The 23558-nt window shown below is 68.0% G+C and carries 19 protein-coding genes; 14 read left to right on the forward strand and 5 right to left on the reverse strand.

What is annotated here, in order from left to right; genetic code table 11:
- The first annotated feature begins 4 nt into the window (after positions 1 to 4).
- The 7 genes from EU805_RS03570 (at position 5) to EU805_RS03600 (ending at position 7470) form a co-directional block, all read left to right on the forward strand.
- Positions 5 to 1582, forward strand: coding sequence for a carboxylesterase/lipase family protein (locus tag EU805_RS03570; RefSeq protein WP_129762553.1), 1578 nt, complete (start codon positions 5 to 7; stop codon positions 1580 to 1582).
- A gap of 115 nt (positions 1583 to 1697) precedes the next feature.
- Positions 1698 to 2687, forward strand: a complete 990-nt coding sequence (locus EU805_RS03575; protein WP_242494040.1) for an ABC transporter substrate-binding protein — start codon at positions 1698 to 1700, stop codon at positions 2685 to 2687.
- 30 nt (positions 2688 to 2717) lie between these two features.
- Entirely contained in the window at positions 2718 to 3542 is an 825-nt protein-coding gene (locus tag EU805_RS03580) for an ABC transporter permease (protein ID WP_129762554.1), read from the forward strand.
- Positions 3521 to 4252: an ATP-binding cassette domain-containing protein gene (locus EU805_RS03585; RefSeq protein ID WP_129762555.1), complete on the forward strand. Its 732-nt coding sequence runs from the start codon at positions 3521 to 3523 to the stop codon at positions 4250 to 4252. The genes EU805_RS03580 and EU805_RS03585 overlap by 22 nt, the downstream gene beginning before the upstream one ends.
- Before the next feature lie 143 nt (positions 4253 to 4395).
- Complete coding sequence (locus tag EU805_RS03590) at positions 4396 to 5649, forward strand: extracellular solute-binding protein (RefSeq protein ID WP_129762556.1); 1254 nt, start codon at positions 4396 to 4398, stop codon at positions 5647 to 5649.
- A 10-nt stretch (positions 5650 to 5659) separates the two neighbouring features.
- Positions 5660 to 6625 carry a carbohydrate ABC transporter permease gene (locus EU805_RS03595; protein ID WP_242494041.1) on the forward strand — a complete coding sequence of 322 codons (966 nt, stop codon included), beginning with the start codon at positions 5660 to 5662 and terminating at the stop codon, positions 6623 to 6625.
- On the forward strand, positions 6622 to 7470 hold the full coding sequence (locus EU805_RS03600; protein ID WP_129762557.1) for a carbohydrate ABC transporter permease: 849 nt from the start codon (positions 6622 to 6624) through the stop codon (positions 7468 to 7470). The genes EU805_RS03595 and EU805_RS03600 overlap by 4 nt, the downstream gene beginning before the upstream one ends.
- A 160-nt stretch (positions 7471 to 7630) precedes the next feature.
- Here the strand turns inward: EU805_RS03600 and EU805_RS03605 are convergent, their stop codons facing one another.
- Complete coding sequence (locus tag EU805_RS03605; RefSeq protein ID WP_129762558.1) at positions 7631 to 9928, reverse strand: FdhF/YdeP family oxidoreductase; 2298 nt, start codon at positions 9926 to 9928, stop codon at positions 7631 to 7633.
- A gap of 105 nt (positions 9929 to 10033) precedes the next feature.
- Between EU805_RS03605 and fdhD the strand changes: the two genes are divergently transcribed.
- The 6 genes from fdhD (at position 10034) to EU805_RS03635 (ending at position 17392) form a co-directional block, all read left to right on the forward strand.
- Complete coding sequence (fdhD, locus tag EU805_RS03610) at positions 10034 to 10879, forward strand: formate dehydrogenase accessory sulfurtransferase FdhD (RefSeq protein WP_129762559.1); 846 nt, start codon at positions 10034 to 10036, stop codon at positions 10877 to 10879.
- Positions 10876 to 11835, forward strand: a complete 960-nt coding sequence (locus EU805_RS03615; RefSeq protein ID WP_129762560.1) for a ubiquinol oxidase subunit II — start codon at positions 10876 to 10878, stop codon at positions 11833 to 11835. Before fdhD ends, EU805_RS03615 begins: the two co-directional genes overlap by 4 nt.
- Positions 11816 to 13903, forward strand: a complete 2088-nt coding sequence (locus EU805_RS03620) for a cbb3-type cytochrome c oxidase subunit I (protein WP_129762561.1) — start codon at positions 11816 to 11818, stop codon at positions 13901 to 13903. The genes EU805_RS03615 and EU805_RS03620 overlap by 20 nt, the downstream gene beginning before the upstream one ends.
- Positions 13900 to 14517, forward strand: coding sequence for a cytochrome c oxidase subunit 3 (locus EU805_RS03625; RefSeq protein WP_129762562.1), 618 nt, complete (start codon positions 13900 to 13902; stop codon positions 14515 to 14517). The genes EU805_RS03620 and EU805_RS03625 overlap by 4 nt, the downstream gene beginning before the upstream one ends.
- Positions 14514 to 14813 (forward strand): cytochrome o ubiquinol/quinol oxidase subunit IV, encoded by a 300-nt coding sequence (locus EU805_RS03630; RefSeq protein WP_129762563.1) that lies wholly within the window; start codon positions 14514 to 14516, stop codon positions 14811 to 14813. The genes EU805_RS03625 and EU805_RS03630 overlap by 4 nt, the downstream gene beginning before the upstream one ends.
- Before the next feature lie 134 nt (positions 14814 to 14947).
- Entirely contained in the window at positions 14948 to 17392 is a 2445-nt protein-coding gene (locus EU805_RS03635) for a glycoside hydrolase family 3 protein (RefSeq protein WP_129762564.1), read from the forward strand.
- A gap of 211 nt (positions 17393 to 17603) precedes the next feature.
- Here the strand turns inward: EU805_RS03635 and EU805_RS03640 are convergent, their stop codons facing one another.
- The 4 genes from EU805_RS03640 to EU805_RS03655 are packed head-to-tail and all read right to left on the reverse strand — an operon-like array spanning position 17604 to position 21409.
- The gene (locus EU805_RS03640; protein ID WP_129762565.1) at positions 17604 to 18386 is read right to left on the reverse strand and encodes a heme ABC transporter ATP-binding protein; all 783 of its coding nucleotides are present in this window, start codon (positions 18384 to 18386) and stop codon (positions 17604 to 17606) included.
- On the reverse strand, positions 18383 to 19456 hold the full coding sequence (locus EU805_RS03645) for an iron ABC transporter permease (protein WP_129762566.1): 1074 nt from the start codon (positions 19454 to 19456) through the stop codon (positions 18383 to 18385). The genes EU805_RS03640 and EU805_RS03645 overlap by 4 nt, the downstream gene beginning before the upstream one ends.
- Positions 19449 to 20336: a hemin ABC transporter substrate-binding protein gene (locus EU805_RS03650; protein ID WP_129762567.1), complete on the reverse strand. Its 888-nt coding sequence runs from the start codon at positions 20334 to 20336 to the stop codon at positions 19449 to 19451. The genes EU805_RS03645 and EU805_RS03650 overlap by 8 nt, the downstream gene beginning before the upstream one ends.
- Positions 20333 to 21409, reverse strand: a complete 1077-nt coding sequence (locus EU805_RS03655; RefSeq protein WP_242494042.1) for a hemin-degrading factor — start codon at positions 21407 to 21409, stop codon at positions 20333 to 20335. The genes EU805_RS03650 and EU805_RS03655 overlap by 4 nt, the downstream gene beginning before the upstream one ends.
- Positions 21410 to 21540: 131 nt before the next feature.
- Here EU805_RS03655 and EU805_RS03660 point away from each other — a divergent pair, with 131 nt between their 5' ends.
- Positions 21541 to 23553, forward strand: a complete 2013-nt coding sequence (locus tag EU805_RS03660) for a TonB-dependent receptor domain-containing protein (protein ID WP_129762568.1) — start codon at positions 21541 to 21543, stop codon at positions 23551 to 23553.
- Positions 23554 to 23558: the final 5 nt, after the last annotated feature.

The following is a 23558-nucleotide window of genomic DNA, read 5'->3' on the forward strand; positions in this document are numbered from 1 at the left end:
ACACATGAAACGGATCCTTATCGGTGCCACCGGCGCCGCCTTGCTGGCCACGTCCGCACCGGGCCAGATCGTCGAAACCCCGATCGCGCCCATCGAGACGAGCGCGGGGCTGGTGGCGGGGCACGTCCTCGACTCCGGCGTGCAGGCCTGGTTCGGCGTGCCCTTTGCCGCACCGCCCCTGCGGGATCTGCGCTGGCAGCCGCCGCAGGCCCATGAGCCCTGGCAGGGCGTGTGGAATGCCGACCGCTTCGCGCCCGAATGCATGCAGACCCTGCGCAACAGCGACATCAACCATTACTTCGGCGAGGAAGCCCTGAGCGAGGATTGCCTTTACCTCAACATCTGGGCGCCTTCGGATGCCGCCCCCGGTGACGATCTTCCGGTCGTGGCCTGGATCTACGGCGGCGGTTTCAACGTGGGCTCGGCCTCCATGGACAACTACCAGGGCGAGGCGCTGGCACAGGAAGGCGTGGTCTATGTCTCCATCGCCTACCGGCTGGGCGCGATGGGCTTCATGGCGCACCCCGATCTTGCCGCCGAAAGCGACTACGGCGGGTCCGGCAACTACGGCCTGATGGATCAGGCGTTCGGTCTGCAATGGGTGGCCGACAACATCGCGGCCTTCGGCGGCGACCCCGACAACGTGCTGATCACCGGGCAATCGGCGGGCTCGATGTCGCTCAGCGCCTTGCAGGTCAGCCCGCTCGCGGAGGGGCTGATCGACAAGATCTTCGCCATGTCCGGCAGCGTCATCAACCAGTACACCCGCCCCTACGAGGCGATGGAAGAGGCGGGGCTGGCGGCCCAGGAGCAGCTGGGGGCAGAGAGCCTGGCCGACCTGCGTGCCATTTCCTCTGATCGTTTCCTCGATCTGGAGGACGTGCGCTTCGGACTGACCATCGACGGACGCGCCCTGACCGAGGACCCCGCGGACGCCTATGCCGCGGGCCGCTTCGCGGACGTGCCGCTGGTAGGGGGGTATACCAGGGACGAGGGGTTCAATGCGCTGGCAGGCGCCACCTCCGCCGAGGATTTCATCGCCCGTGCCGAGGAACAATGGCCCGGAACGGGGGAGGCGCTTGCCGAGGTCTATGCCCCCGGCGAGGGCAATGATCTGCGCCGCAGCTCCGTCGACGCCGCACGGGATGCCTCGATGGGATCGGCGATGCGCGACTGGGCGCTGGCTCAGGTGGAATACGGGGACAGCCCGGTCTGGCTCTACCGGTTCGACCGGACCCAACCCTACAGCCCCGGCGTGACTTTCGCGGACCACGATCCCGCGACGGCGGGGGCCTATCACACGGTCGAGGTGCCTTATTTCCTGCGCACCCTGGACAGCCTCAACATGTTCCGGACGACGCGGGACTGGGGCCCGCAGGACGAGGCGCTGCGCGACGATGCCTCCGGTGCGCTCCTGTCGCTCGCCCGAGAGGGAACGGCGACCGGGAATGGCCTGGATTGGCCGGAATTCACCGCCGAGGACCAGCAGATCCTGATCTTCGACGTGGGCACCCCGGAGGCGAGGGAGATCCCCTTCCGCGAGGGGTTCGACATCATCCGTGACGCCCGGATCACGCAGTAACGCCCGGCGACGCGCCGTTCTCATCAGGGTCGGGCCCGAATGGCGGGCCCGGCCAATGCATCGCAAACCCGCCCGGGCCAAGGTCTGGATCCGGGACAGAGACAAGGATTTCGACATGACGCTTCGCAAGGTGGCCACCGGGCTCGTGGCCTTCGCCCAGATGGCGGTGGCGGGGATCGCCGTCGCACAGGACCGACCGGTGATCGACGTCGGGATCCTGTCCTACGGCACCGCGCAATGGGAAATGCAGGTCATCCAGGACAACGGCCTGGACACCGACGCCGGGATCGAACTCGTGGTCACGGACCTGGGCTCGGAACAGGCGGGCGATCTGGCCTTGCAGGCGGGCAACGTCGACGTGATCCTGACGGACTTCCTTTGGGTGTCCGCCCAGCGCAACGCGGGAAACCTGATCACCTCGATCCCGCATTCGCGCGCGGTCGGCGGGGTCATGGTGCACCCGGGCGCCGGCATCGAAAGCCTCGATCAGCTTGCGGGAACGACGATCGGGATCGCGGGCGGGCCCGTGGACAAGAGCTGGATCATCCTGCAGTCCGCCTGGGAGAGTTTGAACGGCGATACCCTGGCCGAGCAGGTCGATGCGCGTTTCGCGGCACCGCCCTTGGTGAACGAACTGCTGGTATCGGGCGATCTGCCGGTGGCGCTGAACTTCTGGCACTACAACGCACGCGCGCGCGCCGCCGGGATGACGGAACTGGTGTCGGTGACGGAGCTTCTGGCAGACCTCGGCGTGGACGGTCCGGCGCCCCTGCTCGTCTGGGCCTTCACGGACGAGACCGCACAGGCCCGGCCCGAGGCGATCCGGGGGTTCCTCGACGCCTCCTTCGCCGCCAAGCGGATGCTGCTGGAGGACGACGCGGTGTGGGAGAGCCTGCGCGCCAAGATGCGCGCGGAGGAGGATGACCGCCTGTTCACGGAACTCCGGGATGCCTACCGGGAGGGGATCATCGCCGACCTCGATCCCGGGCTTTACGACACCGCATCCCGGACCTTCGACATCATGGCCGAACAGGGCGGAGCGGACCTCGTGGGGCGCGATGCCGTCTTTGCGGAGGACACGTTCTGGACCGGCTACGGTGACTGAGCGCCTGTCGAAGGCCAACGGATCAGGGTGATGGCCGGACCGTCACTCGATCGACCGGCGGCCGCCGGTGCCGCCGGACCCGCGCGAGATCGCTTCCGCCGCAGCGCCCAAGGCGGCGGCATCGAGTGGCTGTCGCTGCCCTTGTTCCTGGCCTTGTGGGGCGGTCTGTCGCTGGCGCTGGATCACCGGCTTTTCCCGACCCCGCTGGGTGTCGCGATCGAAATCCGCGAACAGATCACCCAGGGCCGCATGCTGGCCGATTTCGCGATCACCTTGACCCGGGTGACCGCGGCCTTCGCCACGGCGATGATCCTCGGCGCCGTTATCGGCGCGGCGCTCGGGCGCTGGCGCACGGCGGACCGGCTTTTCAATCCATGGATCGTGGTCGGGCTGAACATCCCCGCGATCGTCGTGGCGATCATCTGCTACATCTGGATCGGCTTGACCGATATCGCCCTGATCGTGGCGGTGGTCGTCAACAAGACGCCGCTCGTCGCGACGACGCTTCGCGAAGGGGTGCGGGCGCTGTCCGCCGATTACGACGAACTGGCGCGGGTCTATCGCATGAGCCCTTGGCGCCGTCTGCGACTGGTCGTCGTGCCGCAACTGATGTCCTACGTCCTGACGGCGGCGCGCACGGGGTTGAGCCTGATCTGGAAGATCGTCCTCGTCTTCGAGGTCCTTGGCTCCGACGGCGGGGTCGGGTTCCGGATCGGCATCTTTTTTTCGTTCTTCGACATGTCCGCGATCCTCGCCTATACGACCGGTTTCGTGGCCGTCATTCTTGCGGTGGAATACGGGGTCCTGCGCCCCCTCGAGAAGCGGATACTCGGATGGCGACCGGTGCCGCTCTAGACATCCAGGTGGATCGCAAGGCCCTGACGGGTGGCGATGTGCTGTTCCGGGACCTTCACCTGCAGGTCGCGCCGTCCGAGGTGCTGGCCCTGGTGGGGCCGTCCGGGGTCGGCAAATCGACGCTGTTGCGCCTGATCGCGGGGGCCGATCGGGACTTCGCGGGAACCATCACCATCGACAAGGTTCGCGTGCGGGACGCGCCGCCGCCCGGGTTCGTCTTTCAGGATCCCCGACTGCTGCCGTGGCTCGATGCGGTGGCGAACGTACGCTCGGCCGCGCCCGACGTCTCGCGGGAGCGTGCCCTGGACCTGCTTGGCCGCGTGGGGCTGGAAGGTGCGGGCGCGACACTGCCGCACATGCTCTCGGGCGGGATGGCCCGCCGGGTCGCACTTGCCCGGGCGCTTGCGCTGTCGTCCCGGCTTCTGCTGCTCGACGAACCCTTCGTGTCCCTCGACGCCGATCTCGTGACGGCCCTCAGGAGGCTCCTGACGGACCTGCTGGAGCGTCATCCCGCGACCGTCATCCTGGTCAGCCATGTCCCCGAGGATGCTGCCTGGCTGGCCGATCGGATCGTCGTGCTCAAGGACAGGCCGGTCACGATCGCGGACGACTTCAGGGTGGAGACGCCGCGCGATCGTCGCACGCCGGAGGGGATGAGCGATGTCGTGCGCCGGATCGAAAGCGCCGGCAAGACGGCGCCTCGGGGATGACCTGGCGGGTCGTGCATCGCCGCCTGCCGACGTGGCGACACCGACAGAGCCCTGCCTCACGCCGATGTGCGTCGGTTTGCCGCGACACACGAGGCCGCCCCGCGGCCTAGCATCACGGGGAATCATAACCTTGGGAAATTTTCATGCAAAGACTTCTGACTGCGGTCGCCACCCTCGCCGCCACGACCGCCGCCGCGCAGGATGCGCCGATCACCGTCGCGATGCATTACACCGAAGAACAGGCCGCTCCGCTTCTGGCCTGTTTCGACGCCTATGAAGAGGCCAATCCCGGCACCACCATCGAATACCAACAGCTGAGCTACCGCGATTACCTGCAGACCGTGCTGACCAGCCGGATCGCGGGGCAGGCGCCGGACATCTACAACGTCTACTCGATCTGGGCCGCACAGATGGTCGACAACGACGTGCTGGCCCCGGTGCCGGACGATCTGGGCAGCTTCGTGACCGACACCTACGCGGGCGGCACCGTGGGGGCCGCGACCATCGACGGCACCCTCTGGGGCGTGCCGACCGAGGTCTCGACCTACATGCTCGTGTCGAACATGGCGCTTCTGCGCGAAGCCGGCATCGAGGAGCCGCCCACCACATGGGACGAGTTGCGTGCCGCCGCCGAGGCCGTCACCACCCGCAACGACCAGGGCCGGATCAAGACGGCCGGGTTCGCCTTCGCCGAAAGCTCCTCGGGGGCAGGCGTCACGCATCCTTTCTACACGCTGATGTTCAGCAAGGGGCAGGACGTCTACGCCGAGGATTATGCCACCGCGAACCTGGGGTCGGAGGCAGCCGTCGAGGCCGCAAGCCAGCTCGCCGGGCTGGTGCAGGACGGGCTGACGGACCGCACGGTCGATGCCTATGACGATTTCCCGGCGGGCGGGGTCGGCATGATGATCATGGCCAACTGGTACGAAAGCGCCATTCGCGACGGACTGGGCGACGGGTTCGAGGACGTGGTCGTCAGCCAGATCCCCACGGGCGAGGATTGGCGGACGATGCAGTACGCCTTCTTCATGGGGGTCGATTCCGGGTCCGACCGGCAGGAAGCGGCCTGGGACGTGGTGCGCTTCGTCAATTCCACCGACAGCGCCGCGGCCGACGGCGGGCCGTCCTGCGTGGGGCAGATGATGGCGGACCTCGGTGCGCTGACCGCGAACGCGGACGACAACGCGGCGCTGGAAGAACCCGACGCCTTCACCAAGCCGTTCCAGGATGCGCTTGCGGAACGCGCGATCAGCCAGCCTAACGTACTTCAGGCCTCGGAAATCGAGGGGCTGATCGGCCAGACGCTCGACACGGTGATCGCCGGGGAAGCCGAGCCCGGTCCGGCGATGGAGGATCTGAACACCCGGGTCGAGGATATCCTGTTCGAGTTCTACTGACATGAGGAAGGTGGCTACGGCGCCCGGGGCCGATGCGGCCTCGGGCGCCGTTCCGGGGGTTGCAACGGGGGCCGTTCCCCGCGTCGCGCGACCGGGGGCGATGGATGATCGCGCCCCCGGCGCGCCGCGGCTTGCGCCCTGGCTGTTCCTGGCCCCCTTGCTGGTCTTCGCGGCGGTCTTCCTCGTTCTGCCGCTGGGGTTCTCGATCTACCTGACCTTCACCCGGTGGAACCCGCTCGGGTCCCCCAGCTGGGTGGGCTTGAAGCAATATGAATACCTTTTGACCCGCGATCCGGTCTTCTGGGACACCTTGGGTCATACGTTCATCGTGGCGGGCGGGCTGGTCCTGTTCGGGGTGCCGCTGAGCCTCGCCCTCGCCGCCGTCTTCTCTCGGGCGAAAGGCCGGCGGGTGTGGCGCGCGATCTTCTACCTGCCGCAGGTCACCAACATCGTCGCCATCGCCTACATCTGGCAATTCCTGCTCGACGACCGCTACGGATTGGTGAACCGCGGGCTGGGCCTTCTGGGCTACGCCGGGCCGGACTGGCTGACCGACGGGACCTGGGCGATGGTGTCGGTCATCGTGGTGATGGTCTGGTACGAGTTGGGCAAGAACATGCTGGTCTTCTCTGCCGCGATTGACGGGATCGACCCACAGGTGATCGAGGCGGCCACCCTCGACGGAGCCTCCGGTCCGCGCGTCTTCGCCTCGATCACCGTGCCGCTCATCCGTCCGGCGGTGGTCTTCGTGACCGTCACGAGTTTCATCACCGGGATGGGCTGGTTCGCGCTGATCCTGGCGATGACCAACGGCGGCCCGCGCGGGGCCACGGACGTGACAGCCCTCTACATGTACCGCATGGCCTTCGAGGATCTGCGGATGGGCCGCGCCTCGGCCGCGGCGATGATCCTGTTTGCGATCATAGCCGTGATCGCGGTGCTGCAATTCCGCCTGCTGCGCGAGCGTGCGGCATGAGGGCGGTTCTGAAATACGCGGCCCTCGGGCTGGTAGCGGCCCTGATGCTGCTGCCTTTCGCGGACATGTTCGTGGGCGCGCTGCGCGGACCGCGAGACGTCTTCGCCAACCCGCCCAACTACTTCCCCGTCGAGCCACAGTGGAGCGTCTACGCCCGTGTCTTCGACGAGTTGCCGATGGGGCGGTGGCTGTTCAACTCGGTGGTGGTGACGCTGACGATCACGGTTCTTCAGGTCGCGACCTCGACGCTGGCGGGCTTCGCGCTGGCGAAATACGACTTCGGCGGGCGCGACGCGATCTTCCGGCTGGTGATCGGCGCGCAGATGTTCCCGTTCTTCCTGTTCATCATCCCGATCTTCTTTTTGCTGCGCTACGTGCCGCTGGCGGGGGGCAACGGTCTGACGGAGCTGGGCGGCTCCGGCCTTCTGGGCACCTACGCGGCGTTGGTGCTGCCGTTTATCGTCACGTGGTACGGCGTCTTCTTGATGCGCCAGTTCTTCGTGACCATTCCCGACGATCTTCTGGAAGCCGCACGGCTCGACGGGGCCTCGGAGTTCCGCATCTTCCGCTCCATCGCCCTGCCGCAGATCGCGCCCGCCGTCTGGACCCTGGCGCTCTTCGCCTTCGTCTATCACTGGAACGAGTTCATCTGGACCATGACGGTCACCCGCTCCGCGCCGGAACTGCAGACCCTTCCGGTGGGCATCTTCCTGCTCGAGGACCAATTCAACACGCTCGATCAGAAATCCCTGCAGCAGGCCGCGTTGGCGGTGTCGGTCGCCCCCGTGATCTTCCTGTTCATCGTCTTGCAGAAACGCTTTCACGCCGCGACGGAAACGGGGTGAAGGCATATCGCAGGGGCCAGCCGGTCCGTCGTTCGGCATCGAAGCTTACGACGGGCGGCCCTTGCCCGCCCCGCCTGACCTCTCACCCGGCGGCGGTCGCGCCGGTGGGCACGGGCCGGTCGGAGGGCAGGACGGCGATCCATCGCCCCCCGGGTGCCGGTCAGGTGACGATCCGGACCGGCGCGCCCTTGTAGGCGGGGGTCTGCGATTCGCGTTCGTGGTAGGACAGCGGGACCAGCGGGTTCAGTTCCGGGTAGTAGCCCGCCACGCAGCCCGAGGGCAGATCGAAGGGCGTTACGGCAAGGGGGCCGACCACGCGGGACACGCCGTCTTCGATGGCAGAATGCAGATGGACGCGCTGGCCTTCCTCCAACCCCAGGCGTGCCATCTCGTCGCGGTTGACCAGCATCACCATCCGGTCTCCTTCCAATCCGCGCAGCCGGTCCGAAAAGCCGTAGATCGTGGTGTTGAACTGGTCGTTCGAGCGCAGCGTCACCAGGGTCATCACCGCCCCGTCGCTACCCGTATCGCGCCCCAGTGCGCTGAGCGTCGTGGGCGTGGTGAAGTTGGCACGCCCGCTGTCGGTCTTCCAGTTTCGGTCGCGTGCGGCATTACCGCGGTAGAAGCCGCCCGGCTGCATCATGCGACCGTTGAAGTCGTGGAACTCATCCGGGTAGGTCCGGGCCACGAGATCGCGCACCAGATCGTAGTTCCGCGTCCAGTCGCGCCAGCGCAGCTTGGGGTTGGGCGGCAACGTCGCCTCGGCCATGCCGGCCACGATGGCAAGCTCCGACAGGCAGTGCTCGCTGGGCGGCGTCGCGGTCCCGATGGAGCCGTAGATATGGCTGAGCGAATCCTCCATCGTCACCGCCTGCGGCACGCCGTCCTGTTCGTCGCGGTCGGTCCGGCCGAGGCAGGGCAGGATGTAGGACACCTGCCCCGGCGCGAGGTGCGACCGGTTCGGCTTTGTCGCGATCGAGACGGTCAGGCGCAGACTGGGCCAGGCGTCCTCCATCCGCGCGCGGTCGGGCAGGGCGCGCACCAGGTTGCCGCCCAACTGGATCATCGCCTTCACGGACCCGTCGAGGATGCCTTCGCAGGCGTGCACGGCGTTGCGGCCTTCCTTTTCGGGCGGATCGAAGTCGAACATCTCCCGCAGCTTGTCGAGGGGCACGCTGCCGGTCTTCTCGGCGATCCCCACGGTGCGCTGGCCTTGCACGTTGGAATGGCCGCGCACCGGGCTGATGCCGGCACCGGGCCGCCCGATGTTGCCGCGCAGAAGCAGCAGATTCACCAGCATGCCGAGGTTCAGCCAGCCTTCGACGTGCTGCGTCAGGCCCATGCCGTAGATACCGATCACGTTCTTCGCGCCCAAGTAGATGTCTGCAGCCTTTTGCAGCATCTCGCGGGTCAGGCCCGAATGGGTCTCGATCTCCGCCCAGTCCATGGCCCGGACGGCTTGCATGGCGTCCTCGAAGCCGGTGGTCTCGGACGCGATGAAATCGTGGTCCAGCACCGTCCCCGGCGCCGCGTCCTCGGCGGCGAGAACGCATTTGATCAGGCCCGCCATCGCCGCGATGTCGCCGCCCGGACGGACCTGGAAATATTCTTCCGAGATCTTCGTGGCCTTGCCGACGGTCATCTGGACGGGGTCTTGCGGGTCCACGAATTCGATCAGCCCGCGCTCGCGTACGGGGTTGAAGGTGACGATCCGGCAGCCACGCTCCACCGCCGCCTTCAGGGGATGCAAAAAGCGTGGAGAGTTGGTGCCGGTGTTCTGGCCGAAGAAGAAGATCGCGTCGCAATGCTCGAAGTCTTCGAGCGTGCAGGTGCCCACGGGCACCCCGATCTGCGCCTTGAGGTTCACCGAGGTCGTCTCGTGGCACATGTTGGACGATTGCGGCAGGTTGTTGTGACCCATCGCCCGCGCGAAGAGCGCGTAGAGGTAGCTGGCTTCCAGCCCCGCGTGGCCGGAGGAATAGAAGACCGCTTCCTCGGGCGCCATGGCGCGCAACTCGGCCCCGATCTCAGAGAAGGCCTCGGACCAGGAGACGGGCAGGTAGCGGTCGCTGTCGGCATCATAGCGCAGGGGGTGGGTCAGGCGGCCCAGCTTTTCCAATTCATGGTCGTGCAGATCGCGCAGTTCGGTCACGCTGCGCTCGGCGAAGACCTCGGGCGTGGCGCGGGCCGGGGTCAGCTCCCACAGGGTGGCCTTGGCGCCGTTTTCGCAGAATTCGAACTTGTGCGGATCGGCCGGCTTGGCCCAGGCGCAGGAGGAGCACATGATCCCGCCGGGCTTGTTCAGCTTGGCCAGGATGGAGACCGCGAGGGGGGCGTTCCGCTCTTCGCCGAAGATGTGAGCGACCCCCTTGAGCGATCCCCAACCGCCGGCGGCCTGGCCGTAATCGGGCGTGTCGGCATCCGGTCCCGTCGCGTCGTGTTCTTCGTGGTCGGCCATGGGTTTTACCTCGTTTACAACGTGCGGCTGTGGACCGCCGAATGCGTTGCTCTAGAATTAAGTCAGTGCCGACAAAGGCAAGAGCCGCGGTTCGGGAGCGTGCAGATGGACAAGTTGGAACGGCAGGTCGAACCGTTGGACCGCGAACGCCATCGCTTCGACGAAGGCGGGGGCGGTCCCGACGTAGTGCGGGACGTGGCCGTGGAAGCGCCCGTCGCCATCGAGGTGGACGGCTTCGGTCTGGCCGTGATGATGGCGACACCGTCCGATCTCGAGGATTTCGCGACCGGTTTCGCCGTGGCCGAGGGGCTGCTGAACCCCCATAGGCGTCCACGCTTCGTCGAGGTGGCCCATGTGCCCGACGGGCTGATCGTGCGGATGGGCCTGGGGGCGGAGGCACGCGCCGCCGTCCAGGGCCGTGTGCGCGCCCGCGTCTCGGAAAGCGCCTGCGGATTGTGCGGGTTGGAAAGCCTGCAGGCCCTAGCCGCGGCCCTGCCGCGCATCGCGCATCCCGTCCGACCCGGCGATGCCGCCGTGGCCCGCGCGCTTGCCGAGATCGGGGCCTTCCAGCCGCTCGCACGGGCCACGGGGGCCGCGCATGCCGCGGCCCTTTGCGCGCCGGATGGGCGGATCCTGCTCGCGCGCGAGGATGTCGGTCGCCACAACGCCTTCGACAAGATGGTGGGTGGGGCGATGCGCGCAGACCTCGCGCTGGAGGGGCATTTCGCGCTGGTGACCTCGCGCCTGTCGTTCGAACTGGTGGAGAAGGCCGCCCGCGCGGGCATCGGCGGGGTGGTGGCGATCTCGGCGCCCACCAGCATGGCGCTGCGCCGTGCGGAGGAGGCGGGATTGCCCGTGGTCGTGCGCGCCCGTCAAGACGGCATGCGCCGTCCTCAAACCGGTGCGTCCTTGGCCAATCGTCCCGACCTGCAGGCGCTGGCCGCCGAATGACGCGACGACGACTTGCATACGGCACCTTGGCCATAGCACTTGCGCTGGCCGCGCCGCCGGTCATGGCGCAGGCAAGTTTCCTCGATCCCGCGGGGCCGGTCGCGGCGGACCAGCGGGCGCATCTGATCCGGGTCGTGGCCATCACCATGATCGCCATCGTTCCCGTGTTGGTCGGCACGCCGCTTATCCTGTGGCGCTACCACCGGACCCGTGGGACCGGCGCCTACGTCCCGCACAAGGGGCTTTACCGGCCCGACTGGCAATTCTCCGGTCCGCTGGAGGTGGCGATGTGGGGCGTGCCCTTCGCCATCGTCGCCACGCTGTCCTGGTGGCTGTGGCACGAGACGCAGCGGCTCAACCCTTACCGGGCGCTCGGCTCCGATCCGCTGGAGGTGCAGGCCATCGGGCTCGACTGGAAATGGCTAATCCTCTACCCCGGTGAAGGGCTCGCGACGCTCGACCGGCTTGTAATCCCGCAGGACAGGCCGGTGCGGATCGCCCTGACCACCGACACCGTGATGCAAAGTTTCCGCGTCTCGTCGCTGGCGGGGCAGATCTACGCGATGCCGGGGATGCGGACGGAAGTGAACCTGCTGGCAGACCGGACCGGCCTGATGCGCGGCGAGAACACGCAATACAGCGGCGAGGGCTTCGCGCAGCAAAACTTCGAGGTCGAGGTGCTGCCGGGCGCGGACTGGGAGGACTGGGCGGCAGCGGAGACCCCGCGCAGCCTCGATGCCGCGGCCTACGCGCGTCTCGGCCGACGCTCCACCCCGGCGGAGGCGCGGGCGGCGCTGGGTCTTTCGCCCGGCGAGGCGGCGCGCTTCGCGCTTGCCGATCCCGGTCTTTTCGACGCGGTGATCGGGCGGTATCACCAAGGCCAGCCTGTCGCGCCGGAAGACCAGCCCGGCGCCCCTGCCTACGAAGGAGGCCCCGTTGGCCCGACAGGCAACTGATCCGATCTTCGGCCGTCTCGACTGGAGCGTGACGCCTTTCGACGATTTCCTGGCCGCCCCCTCGATCGACGAGGCCGTGGCCTCCGCCGCAGCGGCCGCCGTCCCGCTGGGGGCGCTGGCGGTGATCGCGGTCCTGACGTGGAAAGGTCTGTGGGGCGCGCTCTGGCGCGACTGGCTCACGACCGCCGATCACAAGAGGATCGGGATCATGTACATCGTGCTCGCCGGCGTGATGATGCTACGCGCCGTGGCCGAGGGCTTCGTCATGCGCGCCCACCAGGTCACGGCGCTGGACGGCGGCGTGCTGTCGTCCGAGCATTTCGCGCAGCTCTTCTCGACCCACGGGACGATCATGATCTTCTTCGTGGCCACGCCCCTGGTGACGGGGCTGATGAATTTCGCGGTGCCCTTGCAGATCGGGGCGCGCGACGTGGCCTTCCCGGTGCTCAACCAGGTCAGCCTCGCGCTGACCGCGTCCGGCGCGGGGCTGGTGATGATCAGCCTCGTGATCGGCCAGTTCGGGACCGGCGGCTGGACCATGTATCCGCCCTACACGAGCGCCACCTTCAGCCCCGGCCCGGGGGTCGACTACTGGGTCTGGGCGATCGGAATTTCCGGCATCGGTTCGACCCTGGCGGGGCTGAACATCGCGGTGACGATCTACAAGAACCGCGCGCCGGGCATGCGATTCCTGCGGATGCCGATGTTCACTTGGACCGCGCTGTGCACCTCGATCATGATGATCTACGCCTTCCCCGCACTCACGGTTGCGACGGCGATGATGGCGCTCGACCGGACGCTTGGCTTTCACTTCTTCACCAACGACCTCGGCGGCAACATGATGCAATACGCCAACATCTTCTGGATGTTCGGCCACCCGGAGGTCTACATCGTCGTCCTGCCCGCCTACGGCGTCTTCTCGGAGGTCTCCTCGACCTTCTCGGCCAAGCGGCTCTACGGCTACAACAGCCTGGTGATCGCGACGATGGCGATCGCCGTGATCTCCTTCACGGTCTGGCTGCATCACTTCTTCACCATGGGGCAGGGGGCACGGGTGAACGCGGCCTTCGGGATCGCGACCATGATCATCGCCGTGCCGACGGGGGTGAAGGTCTATGACTGGATGGCGACCATGTTCCGGGGACGGGTGCGGCTGTCGGTGCCGATCATCTACCTGGTGGGGTTCTTCTTCCTCTTCGTGTTCGGCGGGCTGACGGGGGTGGTGCTGGCCAATCCGACCATCGACTACCAGATCCACAACTCGCAGTTCCTGGTGGGGCATTTCCACAACGTGTTGATCCCGGGCGTGATCTTCGGCGTGCTGGCGGGCATCCACTACTGGTTCCCGAAGGCCTTCGGCTTTCGCCTGCACGAACGCACGGCCCGGGTCGGTGCCTGTTTGTGGTTCGCGGGCTTCGTCTTCGCCTTCCTGCCGCTCTACTGGCTGGGGTTGATGGGAATGCCGCGCCGCTCGGCCACCTACGACAACCCTGCCTTCGAGCCCGTCATGTGGGTGACGGCGGGCGGTGCCGCGATCGTGGTGGCTGCCCTAGGGGTGACGGTCTGGAACTTCTACGCCTCAACCCGCGACCGCGCGGCGCTGGCCTGCCCGGTGGGGGACCCCTGGGACGGGCGCTCTCTGGAATGGTCGGTGCCCGCGCCGCCGCCTGCCTACAACTTCTACGCGCTGCCGCAGGTCAAGTCACTCGACCCCTGGACCATCGAGAAGGCGGAGGGCGCGCCCTATCAGCCCGCGGACGCCTACGAGGACATCGAGATGCCGCGCCCGACTTCGCTGGGCGTCGTGATCGGAGGGGCCGCCTTCGCGATGGGGTTTGCCGTGACCTGGTGGGTCTGGTGGCTCGCCGGGGTGTCGCTGGCGGTGATCGCGGGCGCGGTGATCGCCCGCGCCTTCGTGCAGGACACCACCCGCACGATCCCGGCGCGCGAGGTCGAGGCGGCGCACCAGAAGGTCCTGCAGCAGGCCCGGCAAATCCGCGCGGTCGACCGCGATGACGAGATCGCGCCGGCCAACCTCGGCCATGCCGCGCCGGAGGTTCCGGCATGAGCGGTACGGCGCATCCCGGCCTCAACCTCGGCGCGTCCGATGCCCGCGCCCATGAGCGCAGCGAGACGCCGGTCTTCGGCTTCTGGGTCTTCCTGATGAGCGATCTCATCATCTTCGGGATCCTGTTTGCCCATTACATCGTCATGACCGACGCGCGGGCCTTCGGACCCGGCCCCGCGCAGCTTTTCGACCTCAAGAGCGTGGCGGCGCAGACCTCGCTGCTGCTGGCCAGTTCCTACACCTACGGCATGGCGAGCCTTGCGATGAAGCACCGGGAGCGGATCCGGCCCGTCGCGCTCTGGCTGATCGTCACGGCAATTTTAGGCGCGACCTTCCCGGGGCTGGAGTTGCGCGACTTCGCGAACATGATCGCGGAGGGGGGCGTGCCGCAGCGCTCCGGCTACCTCTCGGCGCTCTGGGCGCTGGTGGGACTGCACGGGCTGCACGTCGCGGTGGGGCTGGTCTGGATCGCCGTGATGCTGGCGCTTCTGGCGGTCCGGGGGCTTTCCAACAGGACCAAGACGCGGCTTTTGCTGCTGGGCCTCTACTGGCATTTTTTGGACCTGATCTGGATCGGGATCCTGTCGATCGTCTACCTGGGAGGACTTGCATGACCGACGCACGGGCCGAGATGCGGCGCTACGCCATTGGGGCGATCCTGTCGGCCGTCCTGACGCTTGCGGCCTTCTGGGTGGTTCTGGCGGACGGGGTCGCGCGCGGGACGGCGCTGTGGATCGTCGGGGCTGCCGGGGTCGCGCAGATCGCGGTCCAGTTGCGTTGCTTCTTGCATATCGGCAGCGCCAGCAAGCGCGAGGATCTGCACCTGATCCTGTTCTCGGCGCTTCTGGCGGGGCTGATGATCGGCGGCACGATCTGGATCATGACCAGCCTGCACGGCCGGATGCACTGAGGCCGTCGCTGTCGGATGCCGGATTGCGGCTGGGCCGCGCCTGCCTTGCCGCTACATTGCCCGGTCAGATGTGCTTGGACATCCGGCGTCGGAGACCGCATCACGTGACCGGAGGAACTTGAGGGGAGGATCCCATGACCGATCGTATCGAACGCCTTGCGCATGACATGACACTTGCCGAGCAGGTCTCGCTGTTGTCCGGTGCCGACTTCTGGTCGCTTCCGGCGGTGGAGCGGCTGGGCATCGGCAAGCTGCGCGTGACCGACGGGCCGAACGGCGCGCGCGGATCGGGCTCGCTCGTGGGCGGTGTCACGGCGGCGGCCTTCCCGGTGGGGATCGCCATCGGCGCGACCTGGGATCCGGCACTCGCGCAGGAGATAGGGGCCGCCATCGCGCAGGAGGTCAAATCGAAGGGCGCGCATGTCTCGCTTGCGCCGACGGTCAACATCCAGCGCTCGGTCACCAACGGGCGCAACTTCGAGTGCTACTCGGAAGACCCGGAGCTAACCGCAGCCCTCGCCACCGGCTACATCAAGGGACTGCAATCCGAGCGGATCGCGGCCACCGTGAAGCATTTCGCCGGCAACGAATCAGAGATCGAACGCACCACCATCAGTTCGGACGTGGACGAACGGACCCTGCGCGAGGTCTACCTGCGACCCTTCGAGGCGGCGGTGAAGGACGGCGGCACCTGGGCCGTCATGTCGTCCTACAACAAGCTCAACGGAACCTACGCCGCCGAGAATGCCTGGCTGCTGACGGATGTCCTGCGCGATGACTGGGGTTTCGACGGGGTGGTGATGTCGGACTGGTTCGGCTCCCGCACCACCGCGCCCACGATCAACGCGGGGCTCGACCTCGAGATGCCGGGGCCGACCCGCGACCGGGGGGAGGCGCTCGTCGCGGCGGTCGAATCCGGCGCGGTCAGCCGCGAAAAGGTTCAGGACAGCGTGCTTGCGATCCTGCGCCTCATGGAACGCACCGGTGCACTCGACGACGATGCGCCCTCCGAGGAACGGGCCGTCGACCGGCCGGAGCACCGCAAGCTGATCCGGCGTGCGGGGGCTGCGGGCAGCGTGCTGTTGAAGAACGATGGCCTGCTGCCCTTGAAGGATCCGGCCAGCGTCGCAGTGATCGGGCCCAATGCCAAGGTCGCGCGGATCATGGGGGGCGGCTCTGCCCAGCTCAACCCGCACTACACCGTCTCGCCCTGGGACGGGCTGGCCGCCCGGCTGGGCGAGGCCGCCCTGACCTTCGAGCAGGGCTGCGAGAACCACCGCTGGGAGCCGCTCCTCGACGGGGCAGATATCGAGGTCGCCTATTTCGACAACGAGAACCTGGAGGGTGCGCCGGTCCACACCGAAACGCTGGACAGCTCGATGGCCTTCGTCCTCGAAAATCCCGGCGGCGGGAAGGTGGATCCGAAGCATTTCTCGCTGCGCGCCACCACGCGGTTCACGGCCACCCGCGCGGGCACCTATCGCTTCGGCCTGCATGCGGCGGGCTACGCGCGACTCTACCTCGACGGGGAGATGATCCTCGACGCCGATGAGGGGTGGGCGCCGGGACGAACCTTCTTCGAGGAAGGTAACGACGAGATCACCACCGAACGCGCGTTGTCGGATGACCAGACGGTCGAGATCGTCATGGAATTCAGGACCAAGCCCGCGCAGAACCTCTTCATCGCGGGCTGGCGCTTCGGCGCCTCCCGCGCGCTGGATCAGTCGGACATCGACGCCGCCGCCGAAGCGGCCGCCCGCGCCGATGTCGCTCTGGTCTTCGTGGGACGGTCCGGCGAATGGGACACCGAAGGGTCGGACCTGGAGGGGATCGCCTTGCCCGGACGCCAGGATGCGCTGGTGTCGGCCGTGCTCGACGCCAATCCGCGGACGGTGGTGGTGCTGCAGACCGGCGGCCCGGTCGAGATGCCCTGGATCGACCAGGCCGCGGCAGTGCTGCAATCCTGGTACCCGGGACAGGAGGCGGGTAATGCCATCGCGGACGTGCTCTTCGGTGACGCGGACCCGGGCGGGCGTTTGCCGCAGACCTTCCCCAGGGCCTTTGCCGACAACCCCACGGGCAACGCGCCCCCGCATGTCTATCCGGGCGAGGACGGCCATGTCGTCTACGCGGAAGGGGTCTTCACCGGGTACAGACATTACGACAGGGCCTCGATCGCGCCGCTGTTTCCGCTTGGGTTCGGGCTGTCCTACACGACGTTCGAGATCGGCGATCTGGCCGTCGTTCCGCAGGGCGAGGGGGCCATGGCCCGGTTCACGGTGACGAACACCGGCGCGCGGGACGGCAGCACCGTGCCGCTCGTCTTCGTGGGCGAACCCAATGCGCCGGTCGAGCGCCCCCGGCGCGAGCTGAAGGGCTTTGCCAAGGTCCACCTAGCCGCGGGCGAACGTCGCACGGTGGAAATACCGCTGCCCCCCCGTGCCTTCGCCTGGTTCGATGTGGACGCGCGGAAATGGCAGGTGAGCGGCGGCGATTATTCGGTCGAGGCGGGGTTCACGGCGACGGACCTGCCACTTGCGGCCACGGTCGCCATCGCGGCGACCAGCTTGCCGCGATAGCCGCGGACCGCGGCGAAAGGGGCAGGGGGCGGTGTATGACCGCCCCCTGCCTGCTTCGATCTTCTGGAAAACGCCCCCGGACGTGTGCAACGCCGATGACCACCGCACCGGGGGCCGAACCGACTGCCCGCCCCCGTGCGGCAGCCCGCGACCATAAACCGGGGTTCGGAGGACGCAGGTTGGGGTCGGCGGCCCCGCACGGCTGCCGCCTTCATCCCACCGGGCGGGCGGCCTGGGGCAGGATGAACGGCATCACGGGGGCCGTGTTCACGCGGATGCCGCAGGCGTAGGCCGCGCTCAGGGTCGTGTCGGTAAGCACCGCGTCGGGCGCGCCCGATTTCAAGATGCGCCCCTCCGAGACGAGGATCACGCGGTCCGCCCCCATCGCCGTGAGGTTGAGATCGTGCATTACCGTGACCACGCCGCCGCCGGCATCGGCGAAACCGCGGGACACGTGCATGACCTCGAGCTGGTGCGCGATATCAAGCGATGCCACGGGTTCGTCGAGAAAGAGCCATCGCGACCGGCGGTCGAGGACGGGCGACCAGACCTGCGCGAGGACGCGCGCCAGCTGGACGCGCTGGCGTTCGCCGCCCGACAATTCCTGAAAGAACCGCCCCGCCTTGGCCTGCAGGCCAACTGCGGCGAGCGCCGCGCGCGGCACGCCCGGATCGGTCGCCTCGGCCCCGGCGCGGTGGCCCAGGCGCACGACCTCGGCCACGGTGAAGGGAAAGGCCAGCGGGGTCGCCTGTTCCAGCACGGCCCGCCGCGCGGCCAGCGCATGGGCGGGCATCGCGTGGATATCCTCGCCGTCGAGCGTGACCGTGCCGTGGCAGGCAAGCTCGCCGGTCAGGCAGCGCAGGAGGGTGGTCTTGCCCGATCCGTTCGGGCCGATGATCGCGGTCACCTCGCCCGCGCGGGCCTCCACGTCGATGCCGCGAAGCACCTCGCGCGTGCCCAGCGTCGCCCGGATGTCCTTGCCGATGACGCTCATAGGTCGACCACCCCGCGCAGCCGAAGCAGCAGCCACAGGAAGACCGGCCCGCCCACGATGGCCGTGACGATGCCGATGGGAAGCTCGGCGGGCGCCACGGCCATGCGCGAGATCAGATCCGCGAGCACCAGGAAGACCGCGCCGAGAAGCGCCGAGGCGGGCAGCAGCATGCGATGTCCCGGACCGATCGCCAGCCGCAGGGCGTGCGGCACCACGATGCCCACGAAACCGATCCCGCCAGAGACGGCCACGGCGGCGCCGACGGCGGCCGCGACCGTGAGGATCGCGAGGGATTTCACGCGCTGGACCGGCAGCCCCATGTGGTGCGCCGCCGTCTCGCCCAGGGCCAGGCCGTCGAGGCCGCGTGCCAGCATCGGGGTGGCCGCCAGGGCCAGGACCATGATCGGCCCGGCCACGGCCAGCTTCTGCCAGGTGGCCCCGGCCAGGCTGCCCAGTCCCCAGAAGGTCAGCTCCCGCAGTTGTGCATCGGTCGCGGCATAGACCAGCAGGCCGGAAACCGCGCCCGACAGGGCGCCGAGCGCGATCCCGGCCAGAAGCATCGTCGCGACCGAGGTGCGCCCCGCCCGGGTGGAGACGTGATAGAGCAGCATCGTGCTGATCCAGCCGCCGAAGAAGGCCGCGATCGCCACGAGGTAGTCACCCGTGAGGCTTGCCGCCCAGGCCGGCAGCATACCCCCCAGGACGATCGCGGTGATCGCGCCCAGTCCTGCCCCGGCGGAGACGCCGACGAGGCCGGGATCGGCCAGCGGGTTGCGGAAGAGACCCTGCATGACGGCCCCCGACACCGCAAGCGAGGCCCCGACGATCATGCCCATCGCAAGCCGTGGCAGGCGGATGTCGACCAGCACGATGCGATCGCGCAGGTCGACCGCCTCCCCCCGCATCAGGGCAGCCAGGGCCGACCAGAGCGAGGTGCCCGACGCCCCTTGCGTCAGCGACGCGAGGGCCGCGAGACCGAGCAGGCCCACCAGGACCCACAGGATGCGGTGGGCTGCGGCATCCCGGTCGCCGTCCAACCGGCCCGCCAGGTGGGAATCCGCGTCAACCATCGTCGCCTCTGACCTGTGCTATGGCATCCGAGAGCCGTTCGACCGCCTCCGGCGTGCGCGGACCGAAGCCCAGCAGCAAGAGCCCGTCCATCCGCACGATGGCCCCGTCTCGCGCCGCGGGCGTTCCGGCGAAGGCCGGCAGTTTCAGGACCGCGTCGTCGGAGCCGTGTCCGCCCCGGCCTTCCATCATCAGGACGACGTCGGGTGCAGCCTCGGCCACCGCCTCGTCGGTCAGCGTCTTGTAGCCCGCGAAGGCCGTGACCGCGTTCGTGGCACCGGCAAGCGCGATGATCCCGTCGGCGGCGGTGCCTGTCCCCGAGGCCATGATGCGCCCGTTCTCGGACGACAGAACGAAGAGCACCCGGGCGGGCGTGTCGGTCTCTGCCCGCTCGAGCGCCGCGTCGAGGCGCGCGCCGATCTCTTGCGACAGGGCCTCGGCCTCCTCCTCTAGGTCCAGCGCGGCGCCGACGGCTTCGACCTTGGCCAGAAGGCCCGCGCGATCCATGGCGTCGGGGATTGTGACCATGGGGATGCCGGCCGCTTCCAGCACGTCGATCGCCTCGGGCGGGCCCGCGTCCGCTTCCGCGAGGATGAGGTCGGGATCGACCGACAGGACCCCCTCCGGCGAAAGGGCGCGCATGTAGCCCACGTCCGGAAGGTCGGTCACGGAGGCCGGGTAGCTCGACGTGGAATCACGCGCGACGAGCAGATCACCGGCCCCCAGCGCATGGACGATCTCGGTCACCGAGCCACCGATGGACAAGATCCGCGTGTCGCGATCGACGGGATCGGACGATTGCGCGGGGACCGCGCTGCCGGCGGCGATGAGCGGAAGGAGGAGCGAGGCGAAGAGCCCCGTACGGCGGGTGATGCGTCTCATGCCACGTCCTCCGCGGTCTTGGCGGTCGGAAGGTCGTCCAGCAGGGCGCCCCAGGCTTCGGAATGGTCGGCACCGTCCTGCTGACGGAAGCCGAAGATCTGGAAGATCAGCCCGCCATCCGCGTCGAAGGCTTCGAGAGAGCGCGCCGGGCCTCGCTTGGTCGGCTTCTCGATCGCCCAGACCTCGGCCACGTGATCCGTCCGCAGGTGCAGGTTGAAGCGGTCGTCGAGCACGTTCAGCCAAGGGCCCATCGGCTCCACCCGGGTCACCGGGCCGGAGTGGATCTGGATACAACCCCGGTTGCCGACGAAGATCATGACCGGCAAGGCACCACCGGCAAGGCGCTGCAGGGCCTCTGCCGCCGCACCGGGGGTCAGCTGTCGTGCAAAGGGCGCCCCGGCCAGCCTGTTGGCGCCGAGGCGGTTCATCTTGAGCTTCCGGCAGAGCAGCAGGAACTGGTGGGTATCGGTCAGGCGGCCCCATTCGCGGCGCAGGACCTCGGTCTTGTCGGGATTGCCGCGGGCGGGCTCGGGGGCTTCGCGTTCGGCGAAATCGGGGAAGGGGGCGTCGATGGCAAGCGCCTCCTTCGCCGCCTCGAAGGTGGCAAGGTCGGATCCCTCGCGCAGGAAGATCTTGTGCACCGCATCCCCGGCGGCATCGAAGACCTGCAGCGAGCGCCGCCCGTCCTTCTCGACCGCGTAGGCATGGGCCCAGAACTTCGGAAAGATGCGCAGATCGATCTCGGCGCCCAGCACCATCGAGGCGTGGTCCCCCTGGTGCCAGTCCTCGTAGCGCCCGACCCGCTCGTGTACGCAGGATCGGGTTCGGGTCAGGGCCATGACCTCTCCCAGGGCCTGCGCCACGGGCATCAGGCGATCCGACGTGGCCACGATGGGCGTGACCTGCCAGGGGCTACCGGCCTCGCCCGCGTGGGCGGCCAGTAGGGCGGCTTCGCTCACGCCGATACGCGCCGCGAGATCGCGCTCGCGGGCGGGGGGCGCTTCTGCGGCGGCCGCACGTATGCGGGCGCGCTCCGTATCCATCGCGGTCGGGGGGGTCGTGTCTTGCTGCATCTTGCCTTGCTCCGTTTTGCCGATCCGACCGCGTCGAAAAAAGTTGCGATCGAAATCTTGACTCTTTTTGTCGGGTCTTCGAAGTAGGGTCAATGATTCCCGACCAAATTACTCAGAAAAGGCGACGACCCATGCGACCCTCCCCTTCCCGCGGCCTGACATTCCTGCTGCTTTCGACCGTGGCCTGGCCTGCCATGGCGCAGGATGCGCCCATTCGCCTGAACGAGATCGTCCTCGGTGCGGGTCAGCCGCGCGTCGCCACGGAAACGCCGCAGGCGGTCACGGTCGTGGGGCAGGACGACATCGACCGCGCCCAGGCGACGACCCCGGCGGAACTCTTCGACGACGTGCCGGGCATCCAGGCCATCGGGTCGGAACGGGCGGCCGGCCTGAGCTTCAACATTCGCGGCATCGGCGAACTCGCGGCCTCGGACGAATCCAAGATCATCGTGACCGTCGACGGCACCCCCAAGTTCCACGAGCAATACCGTGTCGGTTCGTTCTTCGGCGAACCCGAACTTTACAAGCGCGTCGAGGTCCTGCGCGGGCCGGCGTCCTCCACGCTCTACGGGGCCGGGGCCATCGGCGGCACGGTCGCCTTCGAGACGAAGGACGCGTCCGATTTCCTGGGGCCGGAGGACGACAACTTCGCGCGGTTCCGCCTGGGCGGACAGGGCAACGGCGAAGGCGGCTTCGGCTCCGCGATCTTCGCCACGCGTCCCAATGACCGGGCCGAGTTCCTGGGCGCGCTGACCTACCGGACGGCGAACGACTACGATGACGGCGCGGGCAATCCGGTGCCCGGGTCGGAATTCGACGCGGTCAGCGGCTTGCTCAAGGGCACGTTCCAGATCGACGAAGCGCAATCCATCCGCCTGAGCTACCAGGCCTTCGAGAGCGATCTCGATGACACCGCCTACAGTGCGACCGGGACGCTCGACGCCTTCGGCTCGATCGACCGCCGCGTCTTCGACCAGACCGCCACGCTGAACTACAGCAACACCGCGCCGGGAAACGATCTCGTCGACCTCGACGTGACGGTGTTCTACTCGGACACGGACGTGGAGCAGGGCGATGCCAGCGCCGCGGCGGGGCCGTTCTCCTCTCCGCTCTTCGCGGACGCCAACTACGCCTACGAGACCACCGGCGTGAAGGTCGAGAACACCAGCTACATGGCGCTGGGCGGGGGCTGGGACGCCTACCTGACCTACGGTCTGCAGGCGCAAAGCCAGGACCGGATCGCGCAGACCGACATGGGTACGCTGGGCTTCCACCCCGAGGGCACCGACACGCGCCTTGGCGCCTACTTCCAGGGTGAATTCGTCAACGACCGGCTGACCATCGTGCCGGGCCTGCGCGTGGACCGGTCCAGCCTGGAGCCTTCGGACGACGTGCCGGGCGGCCGGGACGAGGACATCACCTCGGTCTCTCCGAAGCTGGCCGCGCTCTACAAGATCACCGACAACTTCAACGTCTTCGGCTCCGTGGCGCGCACCGAGCGGGCGCCGACGCTGGACGAGCTCTACTCGACCGACGATTCCGACGGCGAGACGGCGTCCCTCACGCTGGAGCCCGAGGACGCGCAGGCGGTCGAGGTGGGCCTGGCCTACGACACGGCCATGGGCCAGGGTCGGTTCGGCATCAAGACCACGGCGTTCTTCTATGACATCGAGAACCTGATCGAGCGCGACAGCACCGCCGGCACGCCCTATTACAGGCAGGTGGGCGAGGCCACGATCGAAGGGATCGAGATCGAGGCGGGCTACCAGTCCGAAACGCTCTTCGCCCGCGCCGCCTATACCTACACCGACGGCGAGGACGAGGAGACCGGCGACCGCTTGCAGTCGATCCCGGCCGAAAGCCTGGTCCTGACCGCGGGCACGCGTCTGCCGGACCACGGGCTGGAACTGGGTTGGCAGGGGACCTTCGTCGACGACATCTCCTACGCGGCCTCGGACTTCAGCGGCTACGGAGTGCACGACGTCTACGCCGAGTGGTCGCCGCAATCGGGTCCGCTGGAAGGGTTCGGCCTGCGGGCCGGGGTCGAGAACGTCTTCGACCGCGAGTACCGCAACAGCCTTGCGGGCGACAACGGCCCGGGCCGCAACCTCGAGATCGCGCTGACCCGCGGCTTCACCTTCTGAGCGTT

Origin of the sequence: Salipiger sp. IMCC34102 (assembly GCF_004145405.1) — a bacterium.
Taxonomy (GTDB): domain Bacteria; phylum Pseudomonadota; class Alphaproteobacteria; order Rhodobacterales; family Rhodobacteraceae; genus Loktanella.

Coding starts and splice junctions, on each gene's coding strand:
- EU805_RS03570 (WP_129762553.1), top strand. CDS start 5: ATGAAACGGATCCTTATCGGTGCCACCGGCGCCGCCTTGCTGGCCACG.
- EU805_RS03575 (WP_242494040.1), top strand. CDS start 1,698: ATGACGCTTCGCAAGGTGGCCACCGGGCTCGTGGCCTTCGCCCAGATG.
- EU805_RS03580 (WP_129762554.1), top strand. CDS start 2,718: ATGGCCGGACCGTCACTCGATCGACCGGCGGCCGCCGGTGCCGCCGGA.
- EU805_RS03585 (WP_129762555.1), top strand. CDS start 3,521: ATGGCGACCGGTGCCGCTCTAGACATCCAGGTGGATCGCAAGGCCCTG.
- EU805_RS03590 (WP_129762556.1), top strand. CDS start 4,396: ATGCAAAGACTTCTGACTGCGGTCGCCACCCTCGCCGCCACGACCGCC.
- EU805_RS03600 (WP_129762557.1), top strand. CDS start 6,622: ATGAGGGCGGTTCTGAAATACGCGGCCCTCGGGCTGGTAGCGGCCCTG.
- EU805_RS03605 (WP_129762558.1), bottom strand. CDS start 9,928: ATGGCCGACCACGAAGAACACGACGCGACGGGACCGGATGCCGACACG.
- fdhD (WP_129762559.1), top strand. CDS start 10,034: ATGGACAAGTTGGAACGGCAGGTCGAACCGTTGGACCGCGAACGCCAT.
- EU805_RS03615 (WP_129762560.1), top strand. CDS start 10,876: ATGACGCGACGACGACTTGCATACGGCACCTTGGCCATAGCACTTGCG.
- EU805_RS03625 (WP_129762562.1), top strand. CDS start 13,900: ATGAGCGGTACGGCGCATCCCGGCCTCAACCTCGGCGCGTCCGATGCC.
- EU805_RS03630 (WP_129762563.1), top strand. CDS start 14,514: ATGACCGACGCACGGGCCGAGATGCGGCGCTACGCCATTGGGGCGATC.
- EU805_RS03635 (WP_129762564.1), top strand. CDS start 14,948: ATGACCGATCGTATCGAACGCCTTGCGCATGACATGACACTTGCCGAG.
- EU805_RS03640 (WP_129762565.1), bottom strand. CDS start 18,386: ATGAGCGTCATCGGCAAGGACATCCGGGCGACGCTGGGCACGCGCGAG.
- EU805_RS03645 (WP_129762566.1), bottom strand. CDS start 19,456: ATGGTTGACGCGGATTCCCACCTGGCGGGCCGGTTGGACGGCGACCGG.
- EU805_RS03650 (WP_129762567.1), bottom strand. CDS start 20,336: ATGAGACGCATCACCCGCCGTACGGGGCTCTTCGCCTCGCTCCTCCTT.
- EU805_RS03655 (WP_242494042.1), bottom strand. CDS start 21,409: ATGCAGCAAGACACGACCCCCCCGACCGCGATGGATACGGAGCGCGCC.
- EU805_RS03660 (WP_129762568.1), top strand. CDS start 21,541: ATGCGACCCTCCCCTTCCCGCGGCCTGACATTCCTGCTGCTTTCGACC.